Source organism: Micromonospora sp. KC207 (assembly GCF_004348615.1).
Classification (GTDB): Bacteria; Actinomycetota; Actinomycetes; order Mycobacteriales; family Micromonosporaceae; genus Micromonospora.
Genome location: NZ_SMKJ01000071.1, coordinates 1 through 25,342 on the forward strand (window position 1 = coordinate 1; position 25,342 = coordinate 25,342).

At 73.9% G+C, this 25,342-nt stretch carries 24 protein-coding genes and 1 pseudogene; 17 read left to right on the forward strand and 8 right to left on the reverse strand.

The features are described 5' to 3' along the window. The 3 genes from E1258_RS11745 to E1258_RS11755 form a co-directional block, all read right to left on the reverse strand. The coding region (locus tag E1258_RS11745; RefSeq protein WP_132399514.1) for a metallopeptidase TldD-related protein at positions 1 to 1,040 on the reverse strand (1,040 nt) is incomplete at its 3' end. After that, a complete protein-coding gene (locus E1258_RS11750; RefSeq protein ID WP_132399516.1) occupies positions 1,037 to 2,473 on the reverse strand; it encodes a TldD/PmbA family protein in 1,437 nt (478 codons plus the stop codon). The genes E1258_RS11750 and E1258_RS11745, both read right to left, overlap by 4 nt. Before the next feature lie 32 nt (positions 2,474 to 2,505). Continuing rightward, positions 2,506 to 2,700, reverse strand: coding sequence for a hypothetical protein (locus E1258_RS11755; protein ID WP_207919517.1), 195 nt, complete (start codon positions 2,698 to 2,700; stop codon positions 2,506 to 2,508). 224 nt (positions 2,701 to 2,924) lie between these two features. Here E1258_RS11755 and E1258_RS11760 point away from each other — a divergent pair, with 224 nt between their 5' ends. The 5 genes from E1258_RS11760 to E1258_RS11780 all read left to right on the forward strand — a co-directional run bounded on the left by E1258_RS11760 (position 2,925) and on the right by E1258_RS11780 (position 8,950). Continuing rightward, positions 2,925 to 3,980 carry an ABC transporter ATP-binding protein gene (locus E1258_RS11760; protein WP_132399518.1) on the forward strand — a complete coding sequence of 352 codons (1,056 nt, stop codon included), beginning with the start codon at positions 2,925 to 2,927 and terminating at the stop codon, positions 3,978 to 3,980. Further along, entirely contained in the window at positions 3,977 to 5,095 is a 1,119-nt protein-coding gene (locus E1258_RS11765) for an ABC transporter ATP-binding protein (protein WP_132399520.1), read from the forward strand. The genes E1258_RS11760 and E1258_RS11765 overlap by 4 nt, the downstream gene beginning before the upstream one ends. Next, positions 5,092 to 6,099, forward strand: a complete 1,008-nt coding sequence (locus E1258_RS11770) for an ABC transporter permease (RefSeq protein WP_132399522.1) — start codon at positions 5,092 to 5,094, stop codon at positions 6,097 to 6,099. Before E1258_RS11765 ends, E1258_RS11770 begins: the two co-directional genes overlap by 4 nt. Positions 6,100 to 6,167: 68 nt before the next feature. Beyond that, on the forward strand, positions 6,168 to 7,154 hold the full coding sequence (locus E1258_RS11775; RefSeq protein ID WP_132399524.1) for an ABC transporter permease: 987 nt from the start codon (positions 6,168 to 6,170) through the stop codon (positions 7,152 to 7,154). Positions 7,155 to 7,207: 53 nt separating this feature from the next. Then, the gene (locus E1258_RS11780) at positions 7,208 to 8,950 is read left to right on the forward strand and encodes an ABC transporter substrate-binding protein (protein WP_132399526.1); all 1,743 of its coding nucleotides are present in this window, start codon (positions 7,208 to 7,210) and stop codon (positions 8,948 to 8,950) included. Between the two features lie 190 nt (positions 8,951 to 9,140). On the opposite strand, the gene E1258_RS11785 is transcribed toward E1258_RS11780, so the two are convergent. Beyond that, a complete protein-coding gene (locus E1258_RS11785) occupies positions 9,141 to 11,285 on the reverse strand; it encodes a prolyl oligopeptidase family serine peptidase (RefSeq protein WP_132399528.1) in 2,145 nt (714 codons plus the stop codon). An 86-nt stretch (positions 11,286 to 11,371) separates the two neighbouring features. Between E1258_RS11785 and mshB the strand changes: the two genes are divergently transcribed. The 3 genes from mshB (at position 11,372) to E1258_RS11800 (ending at position 13,299) form a co-directional block, all read left to right on the forward strand. Further along, entirely contained in the window at positions 11,372 to 12,295 is a 924-nt protein-coding gene (gene mshB / locus E1258_RS11790) for an N-acetyl-1-D-myo-inositol-2-amino-2-deoxy-alpha-D-glucopyranoside deacetylase (RefSeq protein WP_132399530.1), read from the forward strand. 17 nt (positions 12,296 to 12,312) lie between these two features. Then, complete coding sequence (locus E1258_RS11795; RefSeq protein ID WP_132399532.1) at positions 12,313 to 12,756, forward strand: hypothetical protein; 444 nt, start codon at positions 12,313 to 12,315, stop codon at positions 12,754 to 12,756. Positions 12,757 to 12,834: 78 nt separating this feature from the next. Beyond that, a complete protein-coding gene (locus E1258_RS11800; RefSeq protein ID WP_132399534.1) occupies positions 12,835 to 13,299 on the forward strand; it encodes a hypothetical protein in 465 nt (154 codons plus the stop codon). Between the two features lie 30 nt (positions 13,300 to 13,329). Here E1258_RS11800 and E1258_RS11805 read toward each other — a convergent pair whose 3' ends face one another. Beyond that, positions 13,330 to 14,391, reverse strand: a complete 1,062-nt coding sequence (locus E1258_RS11805; RefSeq protein ID WP_132399536.1) for a GNAT family N-acetyltransferase — start codon at positions 14,389 to 14,391, stop codon at positions 13,330 to 13,332. Between the two features lie 79 nt (positions 14,392 to 14,470). On the opposite strand from E1258_RS11805, the gene fdxA reads away from it, so the two are divergent. The 5 genes from fdxA to E1258_RS11830 all read left to right on the forward strand — a co-directional run bounded on the left by fdxA (position 14,471) and on the right by E1258_RS11830 (position 18,329). Then, the gene (gene fdxA, locus E1258_RS11810) at positions 14,471 to 14,797 is read left to right on the forward strand and encodes a ferredoxin (RefSeq protein ID WP_007072862.1); all 327 of its coding nucleotides are present in this window, start codon (positions 14,471 to 14,473) and stop codon (positions 14,795 to 14,797) included. Beyond that, positions 14,794 to 15,909: a succinyldiaminopimelate transaminase gene (dapC, locus tag E1258_RS11815; RefSeq protein WP_132399554.1), complete on the forward strand. Its 1,116-nt coding sequence runs from the start codon at positions 14,794 to 14,796 to the stop codon at positions 15,907 to 15,909. Before fdxA ends, dapC begins: the two co-directional genes overlap by 4 nt. Positions 15,910 to 15,915: 6 nt before the next feature. Next, a complete protein-coding gene (locus tag E1258_RS11820) occupies positions 15,916 to 16,929 on the forward strand; it encodes a prephenate dehydrogenase/arogenate dehydrogenase family protein (protein ID WP_132399538.1) in 1,014 nt (337 codons plus the stop codon). Between the two features lie 105 nt (positions 16,930 to 17,034). Then, positions 17,035 to 17,682: an SIMPL domain-containing protein gene (locus E1258_RS11825; protein WP_132399540.1), complete on the forward strand. Its 648-nt coding sequence runs from the start codon at positions 17,035 to 17,037 to the stop codon at positions 17,680 to 17,682. Continuing rightward, complete coding sequence (locus E1258_RS11830) at positions 17,682 to 18,329, forward strand: nucleoside/nucleotide kinase family protein (protein ID WP_132399542.1); 648 nt, start codon at positions 17,682 to 17,684, stop codon at positions 18,327 to 18,329. Before E1258_RS11825 ends, E1258_RS11830 begins: the two co-directional genes overlap by 1 nt. A 37-nt stretch (positions 18,330 to 18,366) precedes the next feature. On the opposite strand, the gene E1258_RS11835 is transcribed toward E1258_RS11830, so the two are convergent. Further along, positions 18,367 to 20,970 (reverse strand): hypothetical protein, encoded by a 2,604-nt coding sequence (locus E1258_RS11835; RefSeq protein WP_132399544.1) that lies wholly within the window; start codon positions 20,968 to 20,970, stop codon positions 18,367 to 18,369. Positions 20,971 to 21,170: 200 nt separating this feature from the next. Between E1258_RS11835 and E1258_RS35385 the strand changes: the two are divergent. Beyond that, positions 21,171 to 21,311, forward strand: a pseudogene (locus E1258_RS35385) (serine protease); the annotation flags it as partial. Positions 21,312 to 21,393: 82 nt separating this feature from the next. Here the strand turns inward: E1258_RS35385 and dapD are convergent. After that, the gene (gene dapD, locus E1258_RS11840; RefSeq protein WP_132399546.1) at positions 21,394 to 22,353 is read right to left on the reverse strand and encodes a 2,3,4,5-tetrahydropyridine-2,6-dicarboxylate N-succinyltransferase; all 960 of its coding nucleotides are present in this window, start codon (positions 22,351 to 22,353) and stop codon (positions 21,394 to 21,396) included. Between the two features lie 24 nt (positions 22,354 to 22,377). On the opposite strand from dapD, the gene dapE reads away from it, so the two are divergent. Then, on the forward strand, positions 22,378 to 23,451 hold the full coding sequence (dapE, locus tag E1258_RS11845) for a succinyl-diaminopimelate desuccinylase (RefSeq protein WP_132399548.1): 1,074 nt from the start codon (positions 22,378 to 22,380) through the stop codon (positions 23,449 to 23,451). A gap of 155 nt (positions 23,452 to 23,606) precedes the next feature. Here dapE and E1258_RS33250 read toward each other — a convergent pair whose 3' ends face one another. Further along, a complete protein-coding gene (locus E1258_RS33250) occupies positions 23,607 to 23,774 on the reverse strand; it encodes a hypothetical protein (protein ID WP_165949727.1) in 168 nt (55 codons plus the stop codon). A 164-nt stretch (positions 23,775 to 23,938) separates the two neighbouring features. On the opposite strand from E1258_RS33250, the gene E1258_RS11850 reads away from it, so the two are divergent. Both E1258_RS11850 and E1258_RS11855 read left to right on the forward strand, forming a co-directional pair. Continuing rightward, a complete protein-coding gene (locus E1258_RS11850; protein WP_132399550.1) occupies positions 23,939 to 24,790 on the forward strand; it encodes a TIGR00730 family Rossman fold protein in 852 nt (283 codons plus the stop codon). A gap of 4 nt (positions 24,791 to 24,794) precedes the next feature. Beyond that, a complete protein-coding gene (locus E1258_RS11855; protein WP_132399552.1) occupies positions 24,795 to 25,340 on the forward strand; it encodes a TIGR00730 family Rossman fold protein in 546 nt (181 codons plus the stop codon). Positions 25,341 to 25,342 lie beyond the last annotated feature (2 nt).

Below are 25,342 nucleotides of genomic sequence, written 5' to 3' on the forward strand. Positions count from 1 at the left end.
GTGGTGGCCGGTGCGGGGCCGGACAGCCGCAGGTTGACCGGCGTCGGGCCGAAGGTGGCCGCCTCCGGCGACGCGTGCCCCGTGGAACCCACCCCGGCCGCCGCGCCGCTGCGCCGGTCGTGCGCCACGGCGACCGTGGTGCCGGCGTCGACCAGCGTCAGGGCCCGCCGGCCGGTGCCCTCGACGTCGAACGGCAGCCCCGACCCGGCGAGCGGATCGTCGACCAGCGTGACCGCCGGATCGAACTGGGCCGCGCCCGGCTCGGCGAAGGACTGCCGCTCGGCGTGCCGCTTGCCGTTGAAGCCCCAGAGAGCGAGATTGTGCAGCAGGTCGGCGACGGCGGCCGGCTCCAGCACCACCTCGTACCGGCCCGGCGGCAGCTCGACCGGGGCCACGGCGGCCCGCGCCTTCGCGGCGGCGCGGGCCCCCAACGCCGCCCCGTCCAGGTCGGCCAGCCGGCCGGCGTGCAGCCGGGCCACGCCGTCCGCGCCGCCCGAACGGGCGATGCCGTCCATCGCCGCCTCGGCGGCGCTGCCCCACGCGGAGTGCCCGGTGGAGTTGGCGAACGCCGCCTCCCGGTGCGCGGTGCGGCAGTACCCGGCGGCCTCCAGCCCGCCCACGGCGTCGACGAACGCGCGCACCCGCTCGGCCCGCTCGCCCGGCTCGGCGAAGGCCGTGGCCTCGTCCCAGGCCGGGGCGGCGGGCACCGGTGAGCGCGGGGCCAGCCCCGGCCACGCCGGGTCCGGCGGGCAGAGCCGGGCCGCCGCGAGGGCTCGCTCGACCAGGGCGGCCAGCCCGTCCGAAGTGACCACGCTGCCGCCGCCGGCCGCCGTGCGCCCCTCGGCGTGCACACGCAGCCGCACCGTGACGCCCGACTCGGCAACGTTCTGGTGCACGAAGGAGTTGGCGAACCGGGTCAACGCCAGGGCGGACCGGGTGACCACCACCTCCGCCTCGGCCCGTGGCCCGGCCAGCCGGCGGACCAGGTCGACCACCTGATCGGCGAGGCCCAACACGTCCCGCCCGCGCTCCTGACTCATGCCCGCACCCCCACTCGGACGTTGCGGAACCGGGCCGGCGCGGCCGGGTGGCCGGTGTGGCCGACCTGGCCGGGCTGGCCCTTGCCGCAGTTCGGCGTGCCCCAGGCGATGGTCTCGGCGGAGAGCATGTCCATCGAGCGCCAGAACAGCGGGCCGATGCCCGTGTACGTGGGGTTGCGCAGCATCCGCCCCCGCCGACCCCGCTTCACCTCCCAGCCGATCTCGCAGCCGAACTGGAAGTTCAGCCGCTTGTCGTCGATCGACCAGGAACGGTTGACGTCCATCAGCACCCCGTCGTCGGTGGCGGCGACGATCTCGTCGAGGGTGTGCGGGCCGGGCTCCAGCCCGACGTTGGTCATCCGCACCATCGGCAGCCGGGCCCAGCCGTCGGCCCGTACGCTGCCGCCGTAGCCCAGGCCGGCGACGGCGGCCGAGTCGCGGCCGGCGAGCACCCCGACCCACCGGCCCTCGCGTACCGCGTCCCGCCGCACCGCCGGTGAGCCCTCGTCGTCGAAGCCGAAACTGCCCAGCGCGCCCGGGATGGTCGGGTCGATGGTGACGTTCATCAGCTCGGAGCCGTAGCGCAGCGAGCCGAGCTGCGCCAGGTCCAGCCAGGACGTGCCGGCGAAGGCGGCCTCCCAGCCGAGGATGCGGTCCAGCTCGATGGCGTGCCCGACGGACTCGTGGATCTGCAACGCGAGTTGCTCGCCGCCGAGGATCAGGTTGGTCTCGCCCGCCGGGCACGCGGGCGCGGTGAGCAGCGCCCGGCTCTCCTCGGCGATCCGGGCGGCGTGCGCGGCCAGATCGAGTGAGGTGACCAGCTCCCAGCCGGTGGTGCCGTACTGGCCGCGGTAGCTCGGGTAGGACCGGCGCTGCGTCTCTGCGTCGCCGATCGAGGTGGCCGAGATGCCGCTGCCGCACTCGCGGATGCGCTGGTCGATGCGGTGCCCCTCGCTGGAGACGAACCACTTCGTGGTGTCCCACACCTGGTAGAGGCCCTCGGCCAGGTCCGCGCCGTGTTCCCGCATCGTGGCGGTCGCGCCGACCAGCAGGTCGCCCTTGTCGGACAGGGCCACCCCGAGCGGGTCGACCTCGCACGCCGAGGCCCAGCTCGCGACGACCGGGTCGGCCGGCACCAGGTCGATCGGCGGGCCGGGGACCCGCGCGCTCGCGGCGGCGATCCGCGCGGCGCGCCGGCCGGCGTCGCGGGCCGCGGCGTCCGACAGCTCCGGTACGGCGTGGAAGCCCCAGCCCGATCCGACCAGCGCCCGGACGCCCAGCCCGAGGCTCTCGTCCTGGGTCAGCTCCTCGACGTCGCCGTTGCGGGCCGACATCGACTCGTACCGGCGGTGCATCACCCGGGCGTCGGCGTACCGGGCGCCCGCGTCCAAAGCCGCCTGCACGGCGGCGGACGCCGCATCGAATCCGGTCATGGCCCGACCCTAGGGGACGGGACCGACATCCGTCAGGGGACGAGATCCTCGGGCCGGATCCCCGCCCGGACGGGCTCGGTCGACTCCAGCACCTCGCCCCGCTTGGCGGCCGAGTGCTTTACGTAGTGGGCGTGCCGACGTCGGTGCAGGCGCAGCGCGCCGGTCTCCTGCTCGCCCAGCAGATACCGGTCGATGCGGGCGGCGGCGTAGTAGTGCGTCTTCAGCACCTTGGCGGTGGAGGCGTTGCCCGGCGTCCTCTCCCGGCTGCCCCGTCATGGTCGCAGCCGACGTGCGACCTGTGCGGCTTCGCCGGTCTCTCGATCGGGGGGTGTTGGGGGAAGTTGCCGAGTCGTTACGCTGAGCACCGCTGGCAGTCCCGGACCTGTAGCTTATTTTCAGCCCCAGTGATCTGTTGTAGTTTCTCTTCGTCACTGAGTGCGGGGAGGCGGTCGTGGGCGAGCCAGCACCAGCGTCCGGTCCGCACCTGCAGGTCGACGACCTGCGGGTGCGCTTCGACACCGCCGACGGCACGGTCCGCGCGGTCGACGGGGTCTCCTTCGCCGTCGAGCGGGGGCGCACCCTCGGCGTCGTCGGCGAGTCCGGCTCCGGCAAGAGCGTCACCTCGCTGGCGATTCTGGGCCTGCACGACCCGAGGCGCACCACCATCACCGGCGGGATCCGCGTCGGCGGCCGGCAGCTCGTCGGCCTGCCCGAGGAGGAGCTACGCCGGCTGCGCGGCCGGGACGTAGCGATGATCTTCCAGGACCCGCTGTCGGCGCTGCACCCGTACTACCCGGTGGGCAGGCAGATCGCCGAGGCGTACCGGGTGCACCACCGGCGGGCCGGCCGACGGGAGGCCCGGCGGCGGGCCGTCGACATGCTCGGCCGGGTCGGCATCCCCCAGCCGGGAAAGCGGTACGACCAGTACCCGCACGAGTTCTCCGGCGGCATGCGGCAGCGGGCGATGATCGCGATGGCCCTGGTCAACGACCCGGACCTGCTGATCGCCGACGAGCCGACCACCGCCCTCGACGTCACAGTGCAGGCACAGATCCTGGAGCTGCTGGCCGACCTCCAGGCCGAGTTCCGCTCGGCGATCATCCTGGTCACCCACGATCTCGGCGTGGTCGGCCAGGTCGCCGACGAGGTGCTGGTGATGTACGGCGGACGGGCCGTCGAGCACGGCAGCGCGGAGCAGGTGCTGCGGCGACCGCGCCACCCGTACACCTGGGGTCTGCTCTCCAGCGTGCCGTCGCTGCACGGCGACGCCGACGCGGACCTGATGCCCATCCCGGGCAACCCGCCAAGTCTGATCGACCTTCCGTCGGGCTGCGCCTTCCACCCCCGTTGCCGGTACGCCGACCGCACCGGCGGTCGCTCGCGCGCCGAGGTCCCGGCGCTGGGCCCGGCCGGCGAGCCGGGCCACCTGGCGGCCTGCCACCTGCCGGCCGACGAGCGCGCCCGCCTGCACGCCGAGGACGTCGCGCGGACGGGGGTGGCCCGATGAACGAGCCGCTGCTGCGGGTCAGCGGGCTGACCAAGCACTTCCCGGTGCGCACCGGGTTCCGCGCCACCGGCCTGGTGCGGGCCGTCGACGGCCTCGACTTCGCGGTGCGCCCCGGCGAGACGCTCGGCCTGGTGGGGGAGTCCGGCTGCGGCAAGACCACCACCGGCCGGATGCTGGTGCGGCTGCTGGAGCCGACTGCCGGGCGGATCGAGTTCGCCGGCCGCGACATCACCCACGCCGGGCGGCGTGAGCTGCGACCGCTGCGCCAGGACCTTCAGATCATCTTTCAGGACCCGTACGCGTCGCTGAACCCCCGGCACACCGTGGGCCGGATCGTGGCGATGCCGCTGCGGGTCAACGGCATCGATCCGCCCGGCGGGGTGCGTCGGCGGGTGCGGGAGCTGCTGGAACTGGTCGGGCTCAACCCCGAGCACTACAACCGGTACCCGCACGAGTTCTCCGGCGGGCAACGGCAGCGCGTCGGGATCGCCCGGGCCCTCGCGCTGCGGCCGAAGCTGATCGTCGCCGACGAGCCCGTCTCCGCCCTGGACGTCTCGATCCAGGCGCAGGTGGTCAACCTGCTGCGCGACCTGCAACGCGACCTCGGGCTGGCGTTCGTGTTCATCGCCCACGACCTCGCGGTGGTGCGGCACTTCTGCCAGCGGGTCGCCGTGATGTACCTGGGCCGGATCGTGGAGATCGGCGACCGGGCGGACATCTACGAGCGCCCACGGCACCCGTACACCCGGGCTTTGCTGTCGGCGATCCCGGACGTGACACGGCTCGGCCCCGGCGAGCGGATCCGGCTCACCGGCGACGTGCCGACCCCGCTGAACCCGCCGTCGGGCTGCCGGTTCCGCACCCGGTGCCCGAAGGCGCGCGACGTCTGCGCCACCGAGGAACCGGCCCTGGTGGCACGCGACGGCGACGCACCGGTCCACAGCCCCTTTTTGACGAACATCGGCACGACCAACCTGCCGGCCCCGGGCGCGCGGCTGACCGCCTGCCACTTCCCGGAGCCCGACGTAACCGGCCGCCCCCCGGAGCCCGACACCGCCGGCAACCTCCCGGGGGCCGGCCGGGTCGGCGGAAGCGGTGCGGAGGTGACGACGTGAGCCTGTCCCCGGTCGAGGGCGTGGCCCTCGCGGAGATCGAGTCCACGGGCGACGGTGCCGGGCCCCGGGGCCGGGGCATCGTCGGCCGGTCGCCCGGCCAACTCGCCTGGGCCCGGCTGCGCCGGGACCGCACGGCCGTGGTCAGCGCCGGAATGCTGGCCTTCTTCGTGCTGGTCGCGCTCGCCGTGCCGCTGATCGAGGCGCTGTACGGGATCGGCCCCCGCGAGCAGTTCCAGAGCCGGCTCGACGGCTTCGGCATGCCGCTGGGCTACGCCGGCGGGGTCACCGGGGAACACTGGTTCGGGCTGGAGCCGGGGCTGGGCCGGGACATCTTCATCCGGATGGTGCACGGGCTGCGGACGTCGCTGTTCATCGCGTTCACCGCCGCCGTCGTCACCGCCGCGATCGGCATCGTGCTCGGCACCCTCGCCGGGTACCTGGGCGGCTGGCTGGACGCGGTGGTCAACTGGATCACCGACCTGACCCTGGCCATGCCGTTCCTGATCATCGCGCTGGCGCTGACCCCGACGATCGCGCTGCGCTTCTACGGCCAGCGCGAGGAGGTGCCGCCCGCGTTCCAGATCGGCGTGCTGATCGCCATCTTCGCCCTGTTCGGCTGGACCAGCACCGCCCGGCTCGTGCGCGGGCAGGTCATCGCGCTGCGCGAGCGGGAGTTCGTGCAGGCGGCTCGGGCCAGCGGGGCCGGGTTGGGGCACATGCTGTTCCGCCAGCTCCTGCCGAACCTCTGGGCGCCGATCCTGGTGTCGTTCTCCCTGGCCGTGCCGTCGTACATCACCAGCGAGGCGGCGCTGTCGTTCATCGGGGTCGGGCTGACCGACGCCACACCGAGCTTCGGCCGGATGATCTACCGCAGCCTGGACTACCTCCAGACCGACCCGGCGTACGTCTTCTTCCCCGGCGTCACGATCTTCGCGCTGGTCTTCGCCTTCAACCTCTTCGGGGACGCGCTGCGCGACGCGCTCGACCCGAAGTCGTCCCGGTAGGGGGCAGGGGTGAGGGCGAGGAGTGCAGCGGAGCGGAGCCCCGCAGTCGCGAACGAGGGAGGGCACTGATGGCGCGGTTCCTGGTCAAGCGGCTGCTCTCGGCGACGCTCACCCTGTTCGCGGTGAGCGTGCTCAGCTTCCTGATGTTCTTCGCCCTGCCCAGGGACCCGGTCAGCGGCATGTGCCCGAAGAACTGCAACCCGGAGCGTCTGGAGCGGGTCCGCCAGGAGTTGGGCCTGCGTGACCCGCTGGTCACCCAGTACGCCGGCTACATGAAAGGCATCGTCACCGGGCGGGACCTGGGCGGCGCCCAGGGCGGCCGGTGCGACGCCCCCTGCCTGGGCTGGTCGTACGTCAGCAACGAGGCGGTCAGCGACACCATCGCCCGGGTGCTGCCGGTGACCCTGAGCATCGTGATCCCGGCGGCGATCCTGTGGCTGCTGCTCGGCGTCGGCCTCGGCATGGTTTCGGCCCTGCGCCGGGGCACCTGGCTGGACCGGCTGGCCATCGGCTTCTCGCTGACCGGCGCGTCGTTGCAGCTCTACTTCGTCGGGGCGGTGCTGCTGCTGGTCTTCGTGTACCAACTGCGGCTGCTGCCGGTACCGAGCTACACGTCGCTGTTCGACGACCCGGTCAAGTGGGCCAGCGGGCTGGTTCTGGCCTGGGTCTCGCTGGCGTTCCTCTTCTCCGCCATCTACGCCCGACTGTCCCGGGCACAGATGCTGGAGACGCTGTCGGAGGACTTCGTCCGCACGGCCCGCGCCAAGGGCCTGACCAAACCCCGGGTGTACGGGCGGCACGCGCTGCGCGCGGCGATCACCCCCGTGGTGACCATCGCGGGGCTGGACGTGGGCGGGGCGCTGGGCGGCACCGTCATCACGGAGACCACGTTCGGCATCCAGGGGTTGGGGCGTACGGCGGTCGACGCCGTCCGCGCCGGCGACCTGCCGACCATCATGGCCACCGTGCTCATCGCCGCGGTGTTCGTGGTGCTGGCCAACGTCCTGGTGGACCTGCTCTACGCGGCGATCGACCCCCGGGTACGGCTGCGCTGAAACGTGCGGGTGACCGCGTTGTAGACGACATCCATCGACAGAGGAGGTAGGAGATGCGACCACGCGCAGCGGCCGCCGCGGCCGGCGCAATCGCACTGGTGGTGGCGTTGGGGGCGTGTTCGGAGAACACGGGCGAGGGCACCACGGTCGACACCGGCCGGCAGCAGACCGGAGTCATCGCCACCGACCCGAAGGACTCGCAGGGCCCGGCGGCCGAGGTCAGCGGGGCCCGCAGGGGCGGCACGTTCACCGTCATCCGGGAGACCCCGATTTCCCACCTGGACCCGCAGCGGACGTACTCGTTCGCCGGCCTGATGATCAACCCGCTCTTCGCCCGGTACCTGACGACCTGGAAGGACGACGGCAAGGGTGGCCTGGTGCTCGTCGGTGACCTGGCCGAGACCCCCGGGACCAACGTCAACAACGACTGCAAGGTCTGGGAGTTCACGATCAAGTCAGGGGTGAAGTTCGAGGACGGCAGCCCGATCACCTCCAAGGAGATCGCGTACGGCATCGCCCGGTCCTTCGACCCGGACCTCGCCGGCGGCCCGACCTACCTCCAGGAGTGGCTGGCCGACAGCCCGCAGTTCGACACGTTGTGGGACTTCAAGAAGAACAAGGGCGCGCTGCCGCCCGGCCTGACCACCCCGAACGAGAAGACCCTGCGCTTCGAGTTCGCCAAGCCCCGCTGCGACCTGCCGTTCGCCGCCTCGCTGCCGACCACCGCGCCGCTGCGGGCCGACAAGGACACCGGGGTCAACCTGGACCAGCGGCCGTTCTCGTCCGGGCCGTACAAGATCGCCGCCAACCAGGTCGGCGTACGGCTCACCCTCGACCGCAACCCGAACTGGGACCCGGCCACCGACCCGGTGCGCCACCAGTACCCGGACCAGTTCGTGTGGAACTTCGGCCCCACCGCCGACGCCGCCAACAACCGGGTGATCGCCGACAACGGCGCCGACCAGAGCGCTCTCGCCTTCAACTCGGTGCCGGCCTCCCTGGTCGCCCGGGTGGCCCAGGACGCGGCGCTGAAGTCACGGACCATCCTCTCGCCGACGCCGAGCGCCAACCAACTCGTCATCAACAACCAGCGGGTCACCGACCTCAAGGTTCGGCAGGCGCTGAACTACGCCATCGACCGGGAGGGCCTGATCAAGGCGCTCGGCGGGCAGACCGTGGCCCAGCCGCTGACCACCCTGATGCCGCCGGCGACCATCGGCTTCCGGGCGTACGACGCGTACCCGGCCGGCGCGAACGGCGACGTCGACAAGGCCAAGGAACTGCTCGGCGGCCAGACCCCGGAACTGGTCCTCGGCGCGTCCGACGACACGACCGAGCAGCAGATGGCCACCCAGCTCAAGGGCAACCTGGAGCGGGCCGGCTTCCGGATCACCGTCCGGAACATCCCGGACGACTCCAAGCTCGACGAGATCAAGAAGAAGGACAACCCGTGGGACCTGTACATCGGTAACTGGGCGGCGGACTGGCCCAGCGGCGCGTCGATCCTGCCGGTGCTCTACGACGGCCGGACCATCAAGCCCGAGGGCAACAGCAACCAGTCGTACTTCGATGACCCGACGATCAACGCCGAGATCGACCGGATCCTCGCCCTGGAGCCGGCCAGGCAGGGGCCGGAGTGGGCCAGGCTCGACGAGCGGATCATGAAGGAGCACGCCCCGGTGGTGCCGCTCTTCGTCGACGTGGCGTACCACGTGCATGGCTCCAAGGCCGGCGGGATCTTCATCTCCAGCGTCTTCGGCTACCCGTCCTTCATGAACGCGCACGTCAAGGGGTAACACACCACTGACCATCCCGCCCGGCCCGGTGATCAGGAAGTTCGCGTCATCGTCGAGATCAACTATGACGCTTTTCCTCTTTGATCACCGGGCCGGGGCTTTCGTGTTGCTGGAGAGCCTCTCCAACAGCGTCGTTAAGAGGGGGCCCCTGCTATGCAGAATGCGTTAACAAGGTGCCCTTCCTTGCACCTCAGTCCAGGTGGGTGCGGAGGAAGTCGAGTTCCAGGCGGAGCAGGCGTTCCGACAACCCACCCGCCGCCATGTGGGTGGCCCCGGTCAGCGGCAGCACCGAGTGCGGCCGGCCCGCCGCCAGCAGCGCCGCCGACAGCCGCAGCGTGTGCGCGGCCACCACGTTGTCGTCGACCAGGCCGTGCACCAGCAGCAACGGCCGGGCCGGCTCACCGGGCACGGGCGGCTCGGCCGCCAGCTCCAGCAGCGAGTGGTGCGCGTACACGTCCATGCCGTCCTCCGGCAGGCCCAGGTAGCGCTCGCTGTACGCGGTGTCGTACAGCGCCCAGTCGCTGACCGGGGCGCCGGCGATCCCGCAGCGGAACAGCTCCGGGTGGCGCAGCACCGCCAGCCCGGCCAGCCAGCCGCCGAACGACCAGCCCCGGATGCCGACCCGCTCCAGGTCCAGGTCGGGGTGCTTGCCGGCGAGCGCGGTCAGCGCGTCGACCTGGTCGGTCAGCACCACGTCGGCCAGCCGGCGGTGCACCGCCTTCTCGAACGACGGTGCCACCCCAGGGGTGCCCCGGTTGTCCACCGTCACCACCGCGAACCCGGCGTCGGCCCACCACTGCCGCTCCAGCCAGGCCGACCGGGTGGCCGTCACCTCCTGGTGCCCCGGGCCGCCGTAGACGTCCAGCAGCACCGGCAGCCGGGTGCCCTTGACGTGGTCGGTGGGGTAGAGCACCGCGCTGGGCAGCCGCCGGTCGGTCACCCGCACCATCGTCGGCCGGGGGGCGTACGGCGGGGTGGCGGCCAGCGACCGGAGCTGGGCCACCTCCCGGTCGCCGCGCCACACCGACCAGGTGGTGCCCGGCTGGTCCAGCGACGCGGTGCCGACCACCAGCGTGTCCCCGCCCACGGCGGCCGTGTGCCAGCCGGGGGTGCCGCTCATCCGGCGGGCGTCCACCCCGCCGCCGATAAGCGTTCGGACCCGGTACAGGTGCCGCTGGCTCGGCTCGCCTTCGCTCGCCTCCACCAGCAGGTCGGCCGAACCGTTGCTGGCGGGCAGCCGGCCCACCACCCGGCGCACGTACAGCGACGGCGGGGTGAGCAGGGTGCCGTCGGCGAACAGGCAGCGGGCGTCGTACCCGTCGTGGGCCAGCTCGCCGCCGACCAGCACCCGCCCGTCGGGCAGGTGGGCCGGGGTGCCGGGGATCGGCTCCACCCAGCGCGGGTCGGCCAGCTCGGCGTGCACCTGGGTCTCGCCGGTGCGCGGGTCGACCGCGAGCACCAGGCCGTGCTGCTGCGACCGGCGCAGCACGGTGATCAGCGGGTTCCCGTCGGCCCAGTCGACCGACGTGAGGTACGGGTAGGTCTCCCGGTCCCAGTGCACGTCGACCCAGCCGCCGTCGAGGTCGAGCAGGTGGAGGCTGACCTCCGCGTTCGGCCCGCCGGCCTGCGGGTACGCCACCGTCGTCGGCGGGCTGGCCGGCTCCGCCGGGTCGTGCAGGTGCCAGCGGGGCAACCGGGACTCGTCGACCCGTGCGGCCAGCACGCTGCGCCCGTCGGGTGCCCACCAGTAGCCCCGGAACCGGTGGAACTCCTCGGCCGCGACGTGCTCGGGCAGCCCCCAGGTGACCTCGGCGTCCTCGCCGGCCAGCAGGCTGTCGGTGCCGTCGGCCGCCACCACCCGCAGCTCGCCCCGGCGCACCCCGTCGGCGGCGTCGGTGACGTACGCCAGCCGCTCGCCGGTGGGGTCGGGGCGCGGGTCGAGCACCGGGCCGACGGTCGCCACCTCGATCACGTCGCCTTGCACCAGGTCGGCCCGGAACAGTCGCCCGGCCAGCGTGAACGCCGCCACGCGGCCGGCCGCGTCCAGCGCGTACGACCCGATGCCGGCGGCGCTGAGCCGCCGCCGCTCGCGCAGCGCCCGCTCCCCGGGGGTGAGGGCGGCCGGATCGCCACCCGCGCCGAGCAGCGCCACCGGGTCGGCGACCAGCCGCTCCTCGCCGGTGGTCGGGTCGAGCAGCCAGAGCGCGTCGGCGCAATCCTCCGGACCGGCCGAGCGCAGGAAGATCACCCGGGAGCCGTCGCTGGCCACGGTGACGGCGCGCGGCGCACCGTGGCCGAACCGGCGGGTACGGGCGGCCAACTCCGGAAAGTCCACACGTCGGATCGTAGAGCCGCCCGGGGGGTGATGTGGCGGACCCGGGCGGACGCGTCAGAGCCGGCGCGGGTGAACCGCCGGTTAGAGTGACCGTCGTGACGACGCTGCCCGACCGCCGACTCCTGCTGGTCCACGCGCACCCCGACGACGAGTCCATCGGCACCGGCTCGACGATGGCCCACTACGCCGCCGCCGGTGCCCACGTCACGCTGGTGACCTGCACGCTCGGCGAGGAGGGCGAGGTCCACGTGCCGGAGCTGGCCCAGCTCGCCGCCGCCGAGGCCGACCAGCTCGGCGGGTTCCGGCTCGGGGAGCTGGCCGCCGCCTGCGCCGCGCTCGGCGTCACCGACCACCGCTTCCTCGGCGGCGCGGGCCGGTACCGCGACTCCGGGATGATGGGCCTGGCCACCAACGAGCACCCCCGGGCGTTCTGGCAGGCCGACCTCGACACCGCCGCCGGGTTCGTCGTGGAGATCATGCGTGAGGTACGCCCGCAGGTCATGATCACGTACGACCCGAACGGCTTCTACGGCCACCCCGACCACATCCAGGCGCACCGGGTGGCGATGCGGGCGCACGAGCTGGCCGCCGCCGAGGGGATCGCCCCGGCCAAGGTCTACTGGACGGCCATGCCGCGCAGCGTGCTGGAAGCCGGCATGAACCACTTCATCGAGGCGTCGGACAACCCGTTCGAGGGCATCGCCAGCGTTGACGACCTGCCCTTCGGCACCCCGGACGAGCAGATCGCCGCCCGCATCGACGCCACCGACCAGCACGCCGCGAAGGAGGCCGCGATGCGGGCGCACGCCACCCAGATCCCGGCCACCTCCTGGCTCTACTCGATCGCCGGCAACTTCGGTGCCGAGTTCATGGGCGTGGAGTACTTCACGCTGGCGGTGGGGGAGAAGGGGCCGGGCAACGGCCCGTACGGCTGGGAGAACGACCTGTTCGCCGGGCTCGACCTCGACAACTCGGGGCGCGCCCCGGTCGCGGCGGCCGGCGTCCAGTGACCCTGCCCGCCGCGCCGATGTCGGTCGTCCCGCCGCAGGCCCCCGCCCCGTCCCCGCCGGGGCGGTCGCGGCGGCTGCTCGACCTCGCCCTGAGGGTCGCCGGTGGCGTGGTGGCCGTGGTGGGAGCGGTGGCGACGGGCCTGCTGGAGCTGGTCCTGTCCACCCTCCGGCTCTCCGGCACGCTGGTCGGGGTGTCGGTGCCGGTGGTGGTGCTCGCCAACTTCGCGCTGAGCTGGTTCGCCCACGCGGCGGTGGGTCGCCGCTGGGCGGTGGTCCTGCCCGCCACGCCGTGGTTCGTGCTGATGGGCGCGGCGGCGGTCCGGACCAGCGAGGGCGACCTGCTGCTCGCCGGGGACAACTGGGCCGGCCTGGCGATGATCGTGGCGGGCGCGATGACGTTCGCGGTGATGGGGTTCCGGCAGGTGCTCGCCCCGCCACCGGCCGGTCGCGACGGGTGGTGACGACGCACAGGTTCCAGTGGTAGATATTCCTGCCAGGAGGCCCGCCGTCGGGGCGGGCGGTGCGGCGGGAGGCGTGCGATGAAGGATCGGTGGCGGACGGTCGGGACCCTCGCGGGGGCGCTGTTCGCGGTCAACGTGGTCGCCCGGGTGGTCATCAGGTTCGGCTTCACCGGTGACGACACCGCCGCCGACCGGGTCTCGCTGGTGATGTTCCTGGCGATCGGCCTGATCCTCGCCGTGCTGGCGTTCCGCTGGGGGCAGGACCGCCCGCTGGGCCACTGGGCCGGCGACGTGGCCGCCGCCGTGGGGGTCGCGCTGCTGCTGACCGTCCTGGTGGGGCCGCTGCTGGTCGGGCAGAACCCGTTCGGCGGGGGCGCGGGCACCTTCTTCGCCCAGATCTGGCTCTACCTCGCGGCGACCGCCGCCGGCGTCCTCGTCGGGTACCTGACGATCACCGCGCTGGGCCGCGACCACCGCTCGCGGATGCTGAAGCGCTATGCCGAGATCAAGACGGCAAAGCCGCGCCGCCCCGTCCGCCGCTGACCGTCCCGGCCCGCCGCCCGCCGAGTCCCGTCAGGGGGCGACCCGGGTGAGGTAGGTGTGGTGTGTGGTGAAGCCCAGGCTGCGGTAAAGGTTCACCGCCGCGTGGTTGCGCTGCTCCACCTGGAGGAAGACGCCGGAGGCGCCCAGGGCGGCGCCCCAGTCGGCCAGGGCGCGGATGACGTGGGTGGCCAGGCCCTGGCGGCGGGCGTGCGGCAGCGCCTCGATCAGGCTCAGGCCGAGCCAGCGCCCGTCGCCGGTGACCGTGCCGCGGCCGATGGCGAGCAGCACGCCGTCGGCGTACACGTGGGCGAAGCGGACCTGGCCCACGGCGTTGAGCACGTGGCGGGCGGCGTCCGGGAGGCCGCCCTTGCGCCCGGCGGCGACGGCGAGCCAGTCGTCGGACGGCGTGTCGGCCAGCTCGACCGGCGGCCGGCCGGCGCGATCCGGCCCGCCGGGCGGCGTGTCGGCGGTGCCGGGCGGCGTGTCGGCGGTGCCGGGCGGCAGGAGGACATTGCCGGGTTCCTGGTCGGCCCGGCCGGTCCGTGGGTCGGCTCGGCCCGAGCGCAGCGGGGCGAGCGGCGCGGTCTGCACCAGCACCAGCGGCCGGGAGGTCCAGCCCCGCGCGTCCAGCTCGGCGCCGACCGGGGCGGCGAGTGGCAGCGGGGTGTTGACCATGGCGGGCTGCCCCCGGTCGGCGTACCAACGCTCGACGGCGTCCAGCGCGGCCGGCAGCGGCCGGTCCGGGTCGCCGACCGGCAGCGCCGAGTTGGCCCGCCCGCTCCACCCCTCGGCGCTGCGCAGCAGCCAGTCGCCGAGCCGGCCCCGGGTGGGCGCCGGCCATGCCTCGTCGGAGGCCAGCTCCAGCGCCACGACGGCGGCGGCGGTCGGCCGGCGCGCCGGCGGCACCCGCTTGGCCCGGTGCACCTCGGTCACCGGCACCCGAAGTCGGCCCTGGTCAGTGGCCAGGGTGACGTGGGTCTCGGTCAGCTCCACCAGCTCGCCGAGGGCGTCCGAGAAGAGCGGCCGGCCTTCGCGATTGCCCACGATCCGGCGAAGAACTATCCGGTGTCCCACATCCTGCTGTCGGAGCACGATCGACCCCCTCCCCGGCGAGATACTAGGCTCTAACCGTCGCGGTTGATCGCGGCGTGTCTTGCGGAGGAGAAGACCGGTGACCTACATCATCGCCGAGCCCTGCGTGGATGTGCTCGACAAGGCATGCATTGAGGAGTGCCCGGTCGACTGCATCTACGAGGGCAACCGGATGCTCTACATCCACCCCGACGAGTGCGTCGACTGCGGTGCCTGTGAGCCGGTCTGCCCGGTCGAGGCGATCTTCTACGAGGACGACGTCCCGGAGCAGTGGAAGGACTACACCGGGGCGAACTACGAGTTCTTCGAGGACCTGGGCTCGCCCGGTGGTGCCTCGAAGATCGGCAAGGTGGAGAAGGACGCGACGTTCGTCGCGGGCCAGCCGCCGCGCGGAGAGGGCCACTGAACCGGCCCGCGCCGGTCTCGTCGCGGCTGCCCGAGTTCACCTGGGACACCCTGGACGCCGTGGCCGCCCTGGCCGCGGCGCACCCGGACGGCCTGATCAACCTGTCGATGGGCACGCCGGTCGACCCGGTGCCCCCGGTGATCCGGCAGGCCCTGGCCGACGCGTCCGACGCGCCCGGATACCCGCTGACCGCCGGCACGCCCGCTCTGCGGGACGCCATCGCGGCGTGGGTCGCCCGGGCCTGCGGCGCGGGCGTCGACGGCCTGGGGGTGCTGCCCACCATCGGCTCCAAGGAGCTGGTGGCGTGGCTGCCCACCCTGCTCGGCCTCGGGCCCGGTGACGTCGTCGTGGTGCCGTCGATCTGCTACCCGACGTACGAGGACGGGGCGCGGCTCGCCGGGGCCACCACGGTGCGCACCGACTCGCTGACCGCGCTCGGCCCCGACCCCCGGGTCCGCCTGGTCTGGGTAAACTCGCCCGGCAACCCGACCGGCCGGGTGCTGCCCGCCAACCACCTGCGCAAGGTGGTCGACTGGGCGCGGGAGCGGGGGGCCGTCGTGGCCAGCGACGAGTGCTACCTGCCGCTGGGCTGGTCGGCCGCCGCCGAGCCGGTCTCCGTGCTCGCGCCCGAGGTGTGCGGCGGGTCGTACGACGGGCTGCTGGCGGTGCACTCGCTGTCCAAGCGCTCCAACCTTGCCGGATACCGCGCGGGCCTCGTCGCCGGCGACCCCGCGCTGGTGGCGGAGCTGCTCAAGGTGCGCAAGCACGCCGGGATGATCGTGCCGGCCCCCGTGCAGGCGGCGATGATCGCGGCGCTGGGCGACCAGGAGCACGCCGACGCCCAGCGGGAGCGTTACCGGGCGCGGCGGGAGCGGCTGCTGGCCGCGTTCACCGGTGCCGGGTTCACCGTCGAACACTCCGAGGCCGGGCTCTACCTGTGGCTGACCCGGGGCGAGGACTGCTGGGCGACGGTGGACTGGCTGGCCCGCCGGGGCATCCTGGTCGCCGCTGGCGTCTTCTACGGGCCGGGCGGCGCGCGGCACGTCCGGGCGGCACTGACCGAGTCCGACGAGCACGTCGCGGCGGTCGCCGCCCGCCTCGCCCGGCCCTGACGGCGCGTGCTGGTGGACAGGCTCCGGGCAGCGGTGGTGGGCACCGGGCTCATCGGTGGGTCGATCCTGCTGCGGCTGCGGGAGCGGGGGATCGACGTCGCCGGCTGGGACCCGGACGCCGCCACCCGGGCGGAGGGCCGCTCGCGAGGCGTTTCCTACCCCGACGCGCTCGCCGACGCCGTCCGCGACCGGGATGTGGTGTTCCTCTGCGGCCCGCTGTCCAGCCTGCCGGGGACGCTGCTCACCGTCAGCCGGTGGGCCGGCCCCGACTGCGTGGTCACCGACGTCGGCAGCACCAAGGGTGGGATCGCCGGGTACGCGGCGGCACACGGGCTGACCGACCGGTTCGTCCCGGGTCACCCGATGGCCGGGACCGAGCGCGCCGGGCTGACCGCCGCCGCCCCCGCCCTCTTCGACGGGGCGGCCTGGGTGCTCTGCCCCACGGCGGCGGGCATCGACCGGTTCCGGACGCTGGCTGCCCTACTCATCGACGTCTTCGGCGCTCGGGTCGTACCGCTGGAACCGGACGCGCACGACGCGGCGGCGGCCCTCGCCTCGCACCTGCCGCACCTGCTGGCCGGCGCGCTGGCCGCCACGGTGGCGGACACCGATCTGCGCGACGCCGTGCTGGGTCTGGCCGCCGGCAGCTTCCGGGACGGCACCCGCGTTGTCGGTACGCCGGCTGCCCGGACGGTGGACATGCTGCTGAACAACCGTGCCCAGGTGCTCGCCCAGCTCGACCGGGTGGCCGGTCTCCTCGACCGGTACGCCGCCGCGCTGCGGGACGGCGACGCGGCGGCCCTGGCCGCCCTCCAGCAGCGGGCGCGGGGGCTCCGGCTGGCCCTGCTCGACCGGGAACTGCCCGCCGCCACCCCGCGCGCCTTCCCGCTCGGGATGGCCGGGGAGGACGAGTTGGCCTACCTGCTGGCGCTCGGGGCGGCCGGCGGGTACCTGACCGGGTGCGAGGTGACGCCCGGGACGGTGACCTACGCCGCCCACCTGCCCGCCGCTCCGGCCTGACCACACCGCACCTGCCCCGCCCCGGCTGTCCTGCGCCCCGGTGTCAAGCAGGGCCCCTGCTCTACAGCATGCGTCAACCAGGTGCCCTTCCTTTAGGGTGAGGGCATGGTGGACAGACCGGTCGTGGCGGTACGCGGTGAGGCGTACCGGGAGGTTCCTCCCGAGCTGGCCCGGTTCACGGTGACCGCGACGGCCCGGGACCGCAGCCGGGAGGCCGTCCTGAGCCGCCTCGCCGAGCGGGCCGCCGCCGTGCGGGTGCTGCTCGACGCGGCCGAGCCGACCGTGGACCGCCGGGAGACCGGGGACCTGCGGGTGTGGCCGCAGACGCGCCGCTCCGGCGAGCGGGTGGTGGCCTGGCACGGCAGCGTCGGCACCACCGTCACCGTCACCGACTTCACCGCGCTGGGCGAGCTGATGCTCCGGTTGGCCGACCAGGACCAGGTGGAGATCGCCGGCCCCTGGTGGTCGCTGCGGCCGGACAGCCCGGCGCACCGGGACGCCCGGCACGCGGCGATCGCCGACGCGCTGGCCCGCGCCCGGGAGTACGCCGAGGCGCTCGGTGCCCGGGTGACGGCCCTGCTGGAGCTGGCTGACACGGGGCTGACCCCGCAGCCGATGCTGGCCCGCGGCGCGTTCGCCGGCGGCGGCGCGGAGGCCGGCGGCCCGCCCGAGCTGGACCTGGACCCGCAGCCGCAGACCGTGCACGCGGCGGTGGAGGCCCGGTTCACGATCTCCGAGCCGGTGCTGGGCTGATGACGACCGCCGACGTGCTCACCGTCGAGGAGTTGGTGGCGCGGGCCCACGCTCTCGCCGACGCCGGCCCTCGCCAGTTGCTGGGCATCGCGGGTGCGCCCGGGGCGGGCAAGTCGACGCTGGCCGAGCGGATCGTCGCCGAGCTGGGCGGCGTCGCCCGGCTGGTGCCGATGGACGGGTTCCACCTGGCCCAGGCGGAGCTGCGCCGGCTCGGCCGGGACGCGCGCAAGGGCGCGGTGGACACGTTCGACGTGACCGGGTACGTCGCCCTGCTGCGCCGGCTGCACCGGCTGGAGCCGACCTCGGTGTGGACCCCGGAGTTCCGGCGGGACCTGGAGGAGCCGGTCGCCGGTGCGATCGAGGTGCCGCCGGAGGTTCGGCTGGTGGTGACCGAGGGGAACTACCTGCTGTTGTCCGACTACCCGTGGGACGAGGTGCGGGCGCTGCTGCACGAGGCGTGGTTCCTCGACCTGGACGCCGAGGTGCGGCATCGCCGGCTGACCGCCCGGCACGAGGCGTACGGGCGGTCGCCGGAGCAGGCGCGGGCCTGGGCGCTGGGCAGCGACGAGGCCAACGCGGCCCTGGTGGCCGGCACCGTCGGTCACGCCGACCTGGTAGTCCGGCTGGCCGACCCACCGCCGTGCTGACGCGGGCGAAAGCGCCCGCCTGACCCCACCGGGCAGGTCAGCCGACGCCCTGCCGGGGCGCCGGGACGCTTCGCCGCAGCAGCCAGGTCACCCGGGCCCGCTCGCGGCGGAACTCGGCGGCGTCCGGGTAGCCGCTGTGGTTGCGGATCGGCGGGTCGGCGACCTCCCCGCCGGTGGGGTGCAGCGCGTCCGGGTCATGGACGGGGAGGTCCCGTTCGCCGGCCGTGACCGGCCAGCCGAGCGGGTCGGTGTCCCGCCAGAAGTTGGTCCAGCCGGTGCCCGACGGCCCACGCAGCGCGTCGGCCAGCGCCGGCAGCCGGTCCGGCCCGAAGTACGCCGGGAAGACCCGTCCGTACAGCTGGGTGAGCTGGCAGCCGTAGGAGAAGAACCAGATCCGCCGGCGCCAGCGGGCGGGGAGTTGGAGGAGCACCGCCGCGCAGATCACCGCGCCCTGGCTGTGCCCGGAGAGGATGATCCCGTCGACCCGGCGCAGGTCGTGCTCGCCGAGCGCGAGCAGGCCGGCGGTGCGGGTCTGGAGTTCCGGCACCGCCCGCTCGGCGTAGCTGGGCGGGGCGAGGGGGTGCGCGGCCCGGGGCCAGAAGGTGCCGATGTCCCAGATCACCCCGACCGAGCGGCGCACGGTGTCGTTGCGGTAGACCATGAGCCCCACGGCCGCGATCGCCACCGGCAGCCAGCCGAGCAGGGTGTCCCCGGCGTCGGCCACCGCCTTGACCACCATCGGCCACCCGGTCACGGTGGCGGCGTCCGGCGGGACGTGGGAGAGGGCGGCAGCGGAGCCGAGGGTGGCGAGGGCGGCGCCCACCGCCGCGTACCAGCCGATGAGGCGGATGGCGTGCTCGCCCACCAGCCGGTGCAGCGCCCGGAACGCGCTCACGTCGCGGCAGCGACGCCGGTCGTGGGCGGAGAGGGAGTTGTCGCCGGGCACCAGTTCGGCGTACTCCTGCCGGCGGAGCCGGTGGAAGAGCAGGCCGGCGCGCAGCGCGACGCCGGCCAGCGCGAGCATCGCGACGGCGAAGGCGAGCCCGGCCCACATCACCGGCAGCGGCGGGACGACCCCGGTCCGGCCGCCCGCCGCGTCGCCGTCGGTGAGCCGGTCGGTGACCCAGTAGAGCACCCCGGAGCAGTACGCGATGCCGAGCAGCCAGCCGAATCCGGCGATCACTGCCGGTCCCCGCCCGCCCCATGCGAGGTCCGGGTGCGGCTGCCCGGGCGCGGGCGGCGCGGCGGGGCCGGTGCGGGGCAGCAGCAGCCCGACGCCGGCCAGCGCGATCGCGGGGACGGTGAGCATCCAGTCGTCCAGCCGTTCGGGTGCCGGTGGGGTCGCGGGCAGCCAGCCGGCGATCCAGGCGACGCCGAGCGGGAGGAGCAGCGCGGCGGCGACCGGCGCGCCCAGCGCCCGTCGGCCGGACCGGGCCACCGCGCCGATGGCGGCCAGCAGGAGCACCTGGCCGGTGCCGTACCAGGCGATGATCCAGTCGTAGCCGGGCAGCGAGTGGTCTTCCAGGCAGCCGGCCGGGGCCGGGTCGCGGACGCATCCGGCCGGTGGGCGCAGCTGCGCCAGGGGGGTACCGGCCGGGCCGTCCGGCAGCAGCAGGAGCAGTACCGTGCCGGTCACCCCCGCACAGGTCAGCACGATGACCGCGACGCTCCACGGGCCGAGGGGGGTGTCCCCGCCGCGGCGACTCAGCCAGGGCCGGCCCAGCGCCACCACGGCGATCAGCACCACCGCGCCGAGCAGCGCCACGGTGGGCCAGGCGACGGCGGCCCGTACGCCCAGCGGTGGGTCCATGGCGAGCACCGCGCCCAGCGGCACGGCCACCGCGACCACCGAGCCGACGCAGAGGTGCAGCACCCCGGCGCGGCGCAGTTGCCCCTCGCCGCACCAGAAGGTGGGGTCCTGCAACGGGTTGGCGCTGGCGGAGGTTTCCTTCGGCGGGTTGCCGTCCGGGGCCGGGTCGCCGTCCGGGGCCGGATCGGCCGCCGGGCGGGTGGTCGGTGCGGCCGGCATCTCCGCCTCGTACTGGTAGGTCCGCCAGGCGAGCAGGCCGAGCAGCATCAGCAGGCCCAGCGGGATCACCAGGCCGACGGCCAGCGAGTGCGCGCCCTGTCGCCACCAGCCGTGTGCGAGGAACTCCCACGTCCCCGGGACGCGGCGCAGGCACTCCTCGTCGACGCACTGCCAGGCGATCAGGTCCACGCCGATGCCGGTGGCGGCGAGGACGAGCGTGCCGGTGAGGCTGAGGCAGAACAGCCGGACCAGCCAGGCGGTGATCCCGGATCGGCTGCCCCAGCGCTCCTGGTCCGGGTCGGGCGGGATGCCGGGCCGGGCGTGCAGGGCCACGTTCGCCAGCGTGAACGGCAGCAGCAGCGTCCAGAGGGCCCGCTCGACGTCCCGCGCGGTCCGCGCGCCGGAGGTCAACTGCCCCCAGCTGTACGCCTCGACGACCAGCGCGTCGTCCGGCCCGACGTCGGTCGAGCGGTAGAAGCCGGTCACCTCGTCGCCGGCGACGAGCCAGGGGCGGGGACCGTCGTCGCCCGGTTGTGGGGCCAGGCCGAGCACCTGGTCCGGGGGAGTGTTGGACACCCCGTGTACGCGCAGTTCGAGCACCCGAGCGGCCATCGGTACCTCCTAGTGATGGCTCCACTACCCAGAGTGCACCCGCTGGCCTTGCTTCGGCCACCCCTGGAGCGAGACGTTTTCGCAGGTGGGCGGCGTGATTACCGATTTCGGGCGGCGTTGCATGCGGTCCTTCATATACGTCGTCAGACGGCGATCCCTGCCCGATCTCGGTCCGGCCTGGTGCTCGCCGCGCCCCTGACCACCCCGACCTCGCCGGCCGGCTCGCCGAGTCGCGCAACTTCAGCGAGGTGCCCGAGCCGGGCGACACGATCGGCCACGGCACCCACGTCGCCTCGACCATCGCCGGCAGCGGCGCCGCCTCCGGCGGGAAGTACCGGGGGCGGATCATCCAGGCGTACCGGCTGCGGTGACTGGGCGTCCGGGCCCGGCGGTCCCATCCCGCCGGGCCCGGGCCCCGCGCGGTCAGTCGTTGGCGTGCAGGGCGGCGTTCAGCTCGATGCCCCGGCCCGTGCGCGGGCGGGCCTCCAGCGCGCCGGTGACCGAGTTGCGCCAGAACAGCAAACCGTTCACCCCGGACAGCTCGCGGGCCTTGACCATTCGGCCGTCCGGCAGGCTGATCTTCGAGGCGGCCGTGATGTAGCAGCCCGCCTCGACCACGCAGTCGTCGCCGAGCGAGACGCCGACGCCGGCGTTCGCGCCGACCAGGCTCCGCTCGCCGATGCGCACCTTCTCGGTGCCGCCGCCGGAGAGGGTACCCATGATCGACGCGCCGCCGCCGATGTCGGAGCCGTCGCCGACCACCACGCCCTGCACGATCCGCCCCTCGACCATCGAGGTGCCCAGCGTGCCGGCGTTGAAGTTGACGAAGCCCTCGTGCATGACCGTGGTGCCGGCGGCCAGGTGGGCACCGAGCCGGACCCGGTCCGCGTCGGCGATCCGCACGCCGGAGGGAACCACGTAGTCGGTCATCCGGGGGAACTTGTCCACCCCGTACACGGCCAGGTGGCGGCCGGCGGCCCGTTCGATCACCCGCAGCTCGTCCACCCGCTCCGGCGGGCACGGCCCGGCCGACGTCCAGGCCACGTTCGCCAGCTTGCCGAAGATGCCGTCGAGGTTCAGCTCGTTGGGTCGCACCAGGCGGTGGGAGAGCAGGTGCAACCTGAGGTACGCGTCCGGAGCGTCCTTGATCGGGTCGTCCAGCGAGCCGATCACGGCGACCACCTGGACGGTACGCAGGCCCGGCAGTGACCGCTCGCCGACCGCCCCCGGCGGCAGGTCGAGCACGTCCGCCTCGTCCTCGCCCGGGACCAGCGGCAGCTCGCCGAGCCCCAGCTTGCCCGTCGGGTACCAGGTGTCGAGCACCTGCTCGTCAGCGGTGATGGTGGCGAGGCCGATGCCCCACGCAGGCTGTGCAGTCGTCACGTGTGTGACGGTACCGTGCGAACCATGGAGAACCCGCTGACCCCCGAGGTCCTCGCCGATCCGGTGGCGCTGACCCGTGCACTGGTCGACATAGAGTCCGTCTCCCTGAACGAGAAGGCGATTGCCGACTGCGTCGAGGAGGTGCTGCGCGGGGTGCCGCACCTAACCACGTTTCGGCACGGCAACACCGTGATGGCGCGTACCGACCTCGGACGGGCCGCCCGGGTGGTGCTCGCCGGGCACCTGGATACCGTCCCGCTCAACAACAACTTTCCGTCGACCATGCGCGGCGACCTCATGTACGGCTGCGGCACCTCCGACATGAAGTCGGGCGTGGCGTATGCGCTGCACCTGGCGGTCACCCTGCCCGAGCCGCGCTACGACGTGACCTACTTCTTCTACGAGGCGGAGGAGATCGAGTCGAAGTACAACGGCCTCTTCCTGGTCGCCGACGCGCACCCGGAGTGGCTCCAGGCGGACTTCGCGGTGCTGCTGGAGCCGACGTACGGGATCGTCGAGGCCGGCTGCCAGGGGACCATGCGGTCAATGGTGACCACCACCGGCGTCCGGGCCCACTCGGCGCGCTCCTGGCGCGGGGTGAACGCCATCCACGGTGCCGGCGAGGTGCTGCGCCGCCTGTCCGCGTACGAGGCGCGGCGGGTCACCATCGACGGCTGCGACTACCGCGAGGGCATGAACGCGGTCCGGATCAACGGCGGCGTCGCCGGCAACGTGGTGCCGGACCGGTGCGAGGTCGAGGTGAACTACCGGTTCGCGCCGGACCGGACGCCGGCCGAGGCCGAGGCGCACCTGCGTGAGGTCTTCGACGGCTTCGAGCTGCGGGTGACCGACGTGGCCGCCGGGGCGGCCCCCGGGCTGGAGGCGGCCCCGGCGAAGGAGTTCCTGGCGGCCGTCGGTGCCGCGCCGATCGGCAAGCTCGGCTGGACGGACGTGGCCCGGTTCGCCGCGATGGGCATCCCCGCGCTGAACTTCGGCCCGGGCGACCCCAACCTGGCCCACCACCCCGACGAGCACGTCGAGATCGGCAAGATCCGCGACGGTGCGGCCACCCTGCACCGCTGGCTCGCCCCCGTCTGACGGCCCACCGGGGGCGCTGCGGGGCCGACCCGCGTCACCGGCTTCGGGGCGGTCCAGGCCGCGCCGGGGCGGCCCGCGTCACCGCGCTGCGGTGGGCGGGCCGCCCCGGCGACGTGCGTCGGTCGGCCCCTGCCGGCAGCCCGGGCCGGTGGCGGTCAGGCGGTCGGGGTCAGGGACGACTCGGGGCGGGTGTCGGTCGGGTCGCCCGTGAGGTCGACGACGGTGGCTTCCATCTGCCGGGCGCGGCGGCGCTCGGCCACCACGTCCCGGATCCGTCGCTGCATCTGCCGACGGATCCGGATCATCTCGCTGTTGCTGATCACGCTGGCTCCTCCCCCGAAGGCGCGCGCCGGGGCATACCCGGTATACGAATGGTAAGACGTACGTGCGACCGAATTAGTTGCCCTGGTCGCGGAAAATTTCTCCGACCCGTCCCTGGGTGCGGGGTGCCGCGCCTTGCGACCGCCTCTCTACTACCGTTGCTCCCATGAGTGACACCAGCGGGCGGGGTTCGGGCCGTGAGCCGGGGCGGGAGCGGCACCGGGGTGCGGTCACGCTGCGTCGCGGTGCCATCCCGGCCAGTACCGCCGATCAGCGGCTGCTGGACTCTCGAACCCGCGGCGACTGGAAGACGAAGGACGCCTGGCGGGCGCTGCGCATCCTGTCCGAGTTCGTGGAGGGCTTCGACACCCTGGCCGACCTGCCGCCCGCGGTCAGCGTCTTCGGCTCCGCCCGGAGCAAGCCGGACAGCCCCGAGTGCCGGCTGGCCGAGGAACTGGGCGCGGCCCTGGCCCGCGCCGGGTACGCGGTGATCACCGGCGGCGGGCCGGGCGTGATGGAGGCGGCCAACCGGGGCGCCAGCGAGGCAGGCGGGCTCTCCGTCGGGCTCGGCATCGAGCTGCCCTTCGAGCAGGGCCTCAACGAATGGGTCGACCTGGCCATCGACTTCCGGTACTTCTTCGCCCGCAAGACCATGTTCGTCAAGTACGCCCAGGCGTTCGTGGTGCTGCCCGGCGGGTTCGGCACCATGGACGAGCTGTTCGAGGCGCTGACGCTGGTGCAGACCGGCAAGGTCACCCGGTTCCCGGTGGTGCTGATGGGCACGGAGTACTGGCGGGGCCTGCTCGACTGGCTGCGCGACACGATGGCCGCCGACGGCAAGATCGGCCCGGTCGACCTGGAGCTGATCTGCCTCACCGACGACGTCGACGCGGCCGTACGGCACATCGCGGACGCCGAGGCGGCGCTCTCCGCCGAGCAGGAGGCGGTCCGCGCGGAGGCCGTCGGGCGCGCCGGGGCGGACCAGCGGGCCGCCGCCGGGCCGGCCCGGGAGGACTGAGCGGATGGCCGCGATCTGCGTGTTCTGCGCGTCCTCCCGCACGCTCGACCAGCGCTGGCTTGACCTCGCCGCCGAAACCGGCCGGGAGCTCGCCCGGCGGGGGCACACCCTGGTCAGCGGCGGCGGCTGCGTCGGGATGATGGGCGCGCTGGCGGACGGGGCCCGGTCCGCCGGCGGCCGTACCGTCGGGGTGATCCCGCAGTCCCTGGTCGACCTGGAGGTCGCCGACCTCGCCTCGGACGAGCTGCTGGTCACGGCCAGCATGGCCGACCGCAAGACCCTCATGATCGAGAAGTCGGACGCGTTCCTCACCCTGCCCGGCGGGCTGGGCACCCTGGACGAACTGTTCGAGGTGTGGACCACCGCGACCCTCGCCCTGCACGCCAAGCCGATGGTGCTGGTCGACGCGGACGGCTTCTACCGCCCCATGCTCGACTGGCTCACCACCCTCACCGACCGCGACTTCGTCAAGCCGGCGGGTCACGCCCTCCTCCTGGTGGCCGACTCCCTCCCCGCAGCCCTGGACACCCTGGAATCCCACCTCCCCTGACC

Coding starts and splice junctions, on each gene's coding strand:
- E1258_RS11855 (WP_132399552.1), top strand. CDS start 24,795: ATGGCCGCGATCTGCGTGTTCTGCGCGTCCTCCCGCACGCTCGACCAG.
- E1258_RS11800 (WP_132399534.1), top strand. CDS start 12,835: ATGAAGGATCGGTGGCGGACGGTCGGGACCCTCGCGGGGGCGCTGTTC.
- E1258_RS11750 (WP_132399516.1), bottom strand. CDS start 2,473: ATGACCGGATTCGATGCGGCGTCCGCCGCCGTGCAGGCGGCTTTGGAC.
- E1258_RS11825 (WP_132399540.1), top strand. CDS start 17,035: ATGGTGGACAGACCGGTCGTGGCGGTACGCGGTGAGGCGTACCGGGAG.
- E1258_RS11765 (WP_132399520.1), top strand. CDS start 3,977: ATGAACGAGCCGCTGCTGCGGGTCAGCGGGCTGACCAAGCACTTCCCG.
- dapE (WP_132399548.1), top strand. CDS start 22,378: ATGGAGAACCCGCTGACCCCCGAGGTCCTCGCCGATCCGGTGGCGCTG.
- E1258_RS11835 (WP_132399544.1), bottom strand. CDS start 20,970: ATGGCCGCTCGGGTGCTCGAACTGCGCGTACACGGGGTGTCCAACACT.
- E1258_RS11795 (WP_132399532.1), top strand. CDS start 12,313: ATGTCGGTCGTCCCGCCGCAGGCCCCCGCCCCGTCCCCGCCGGGGCGG.
- E1258_RS11830 (WP_132399542.1), top strand. CDS start 17,682: ATGACGACCGCCGACGTGCTCACCGTCGAGGAGTTGGTGGCGCGGGCC.
- E1258_RS11780 (WP_132399526.1), top strand. CDS start 7,208: ATGCGACCACGCGCAGCGGCCGCCGCGGCCGGCGCAATCGCACTGGTG.
- E1258_RS11850 (WP_132399550.1), top strand. CDS start 23,939: ATGAGTGACACCAGCGGGCGGGGTTCGGGCCGTGAGCCGGGGCGGGAG.
- E1258_RS11775 (WP_132399524.1), top strand. CDS start 6,168: ATGGCGCGGTTCCTGGTCAAGCGGCTGCTCTCGGCGACGCTCACCCTG.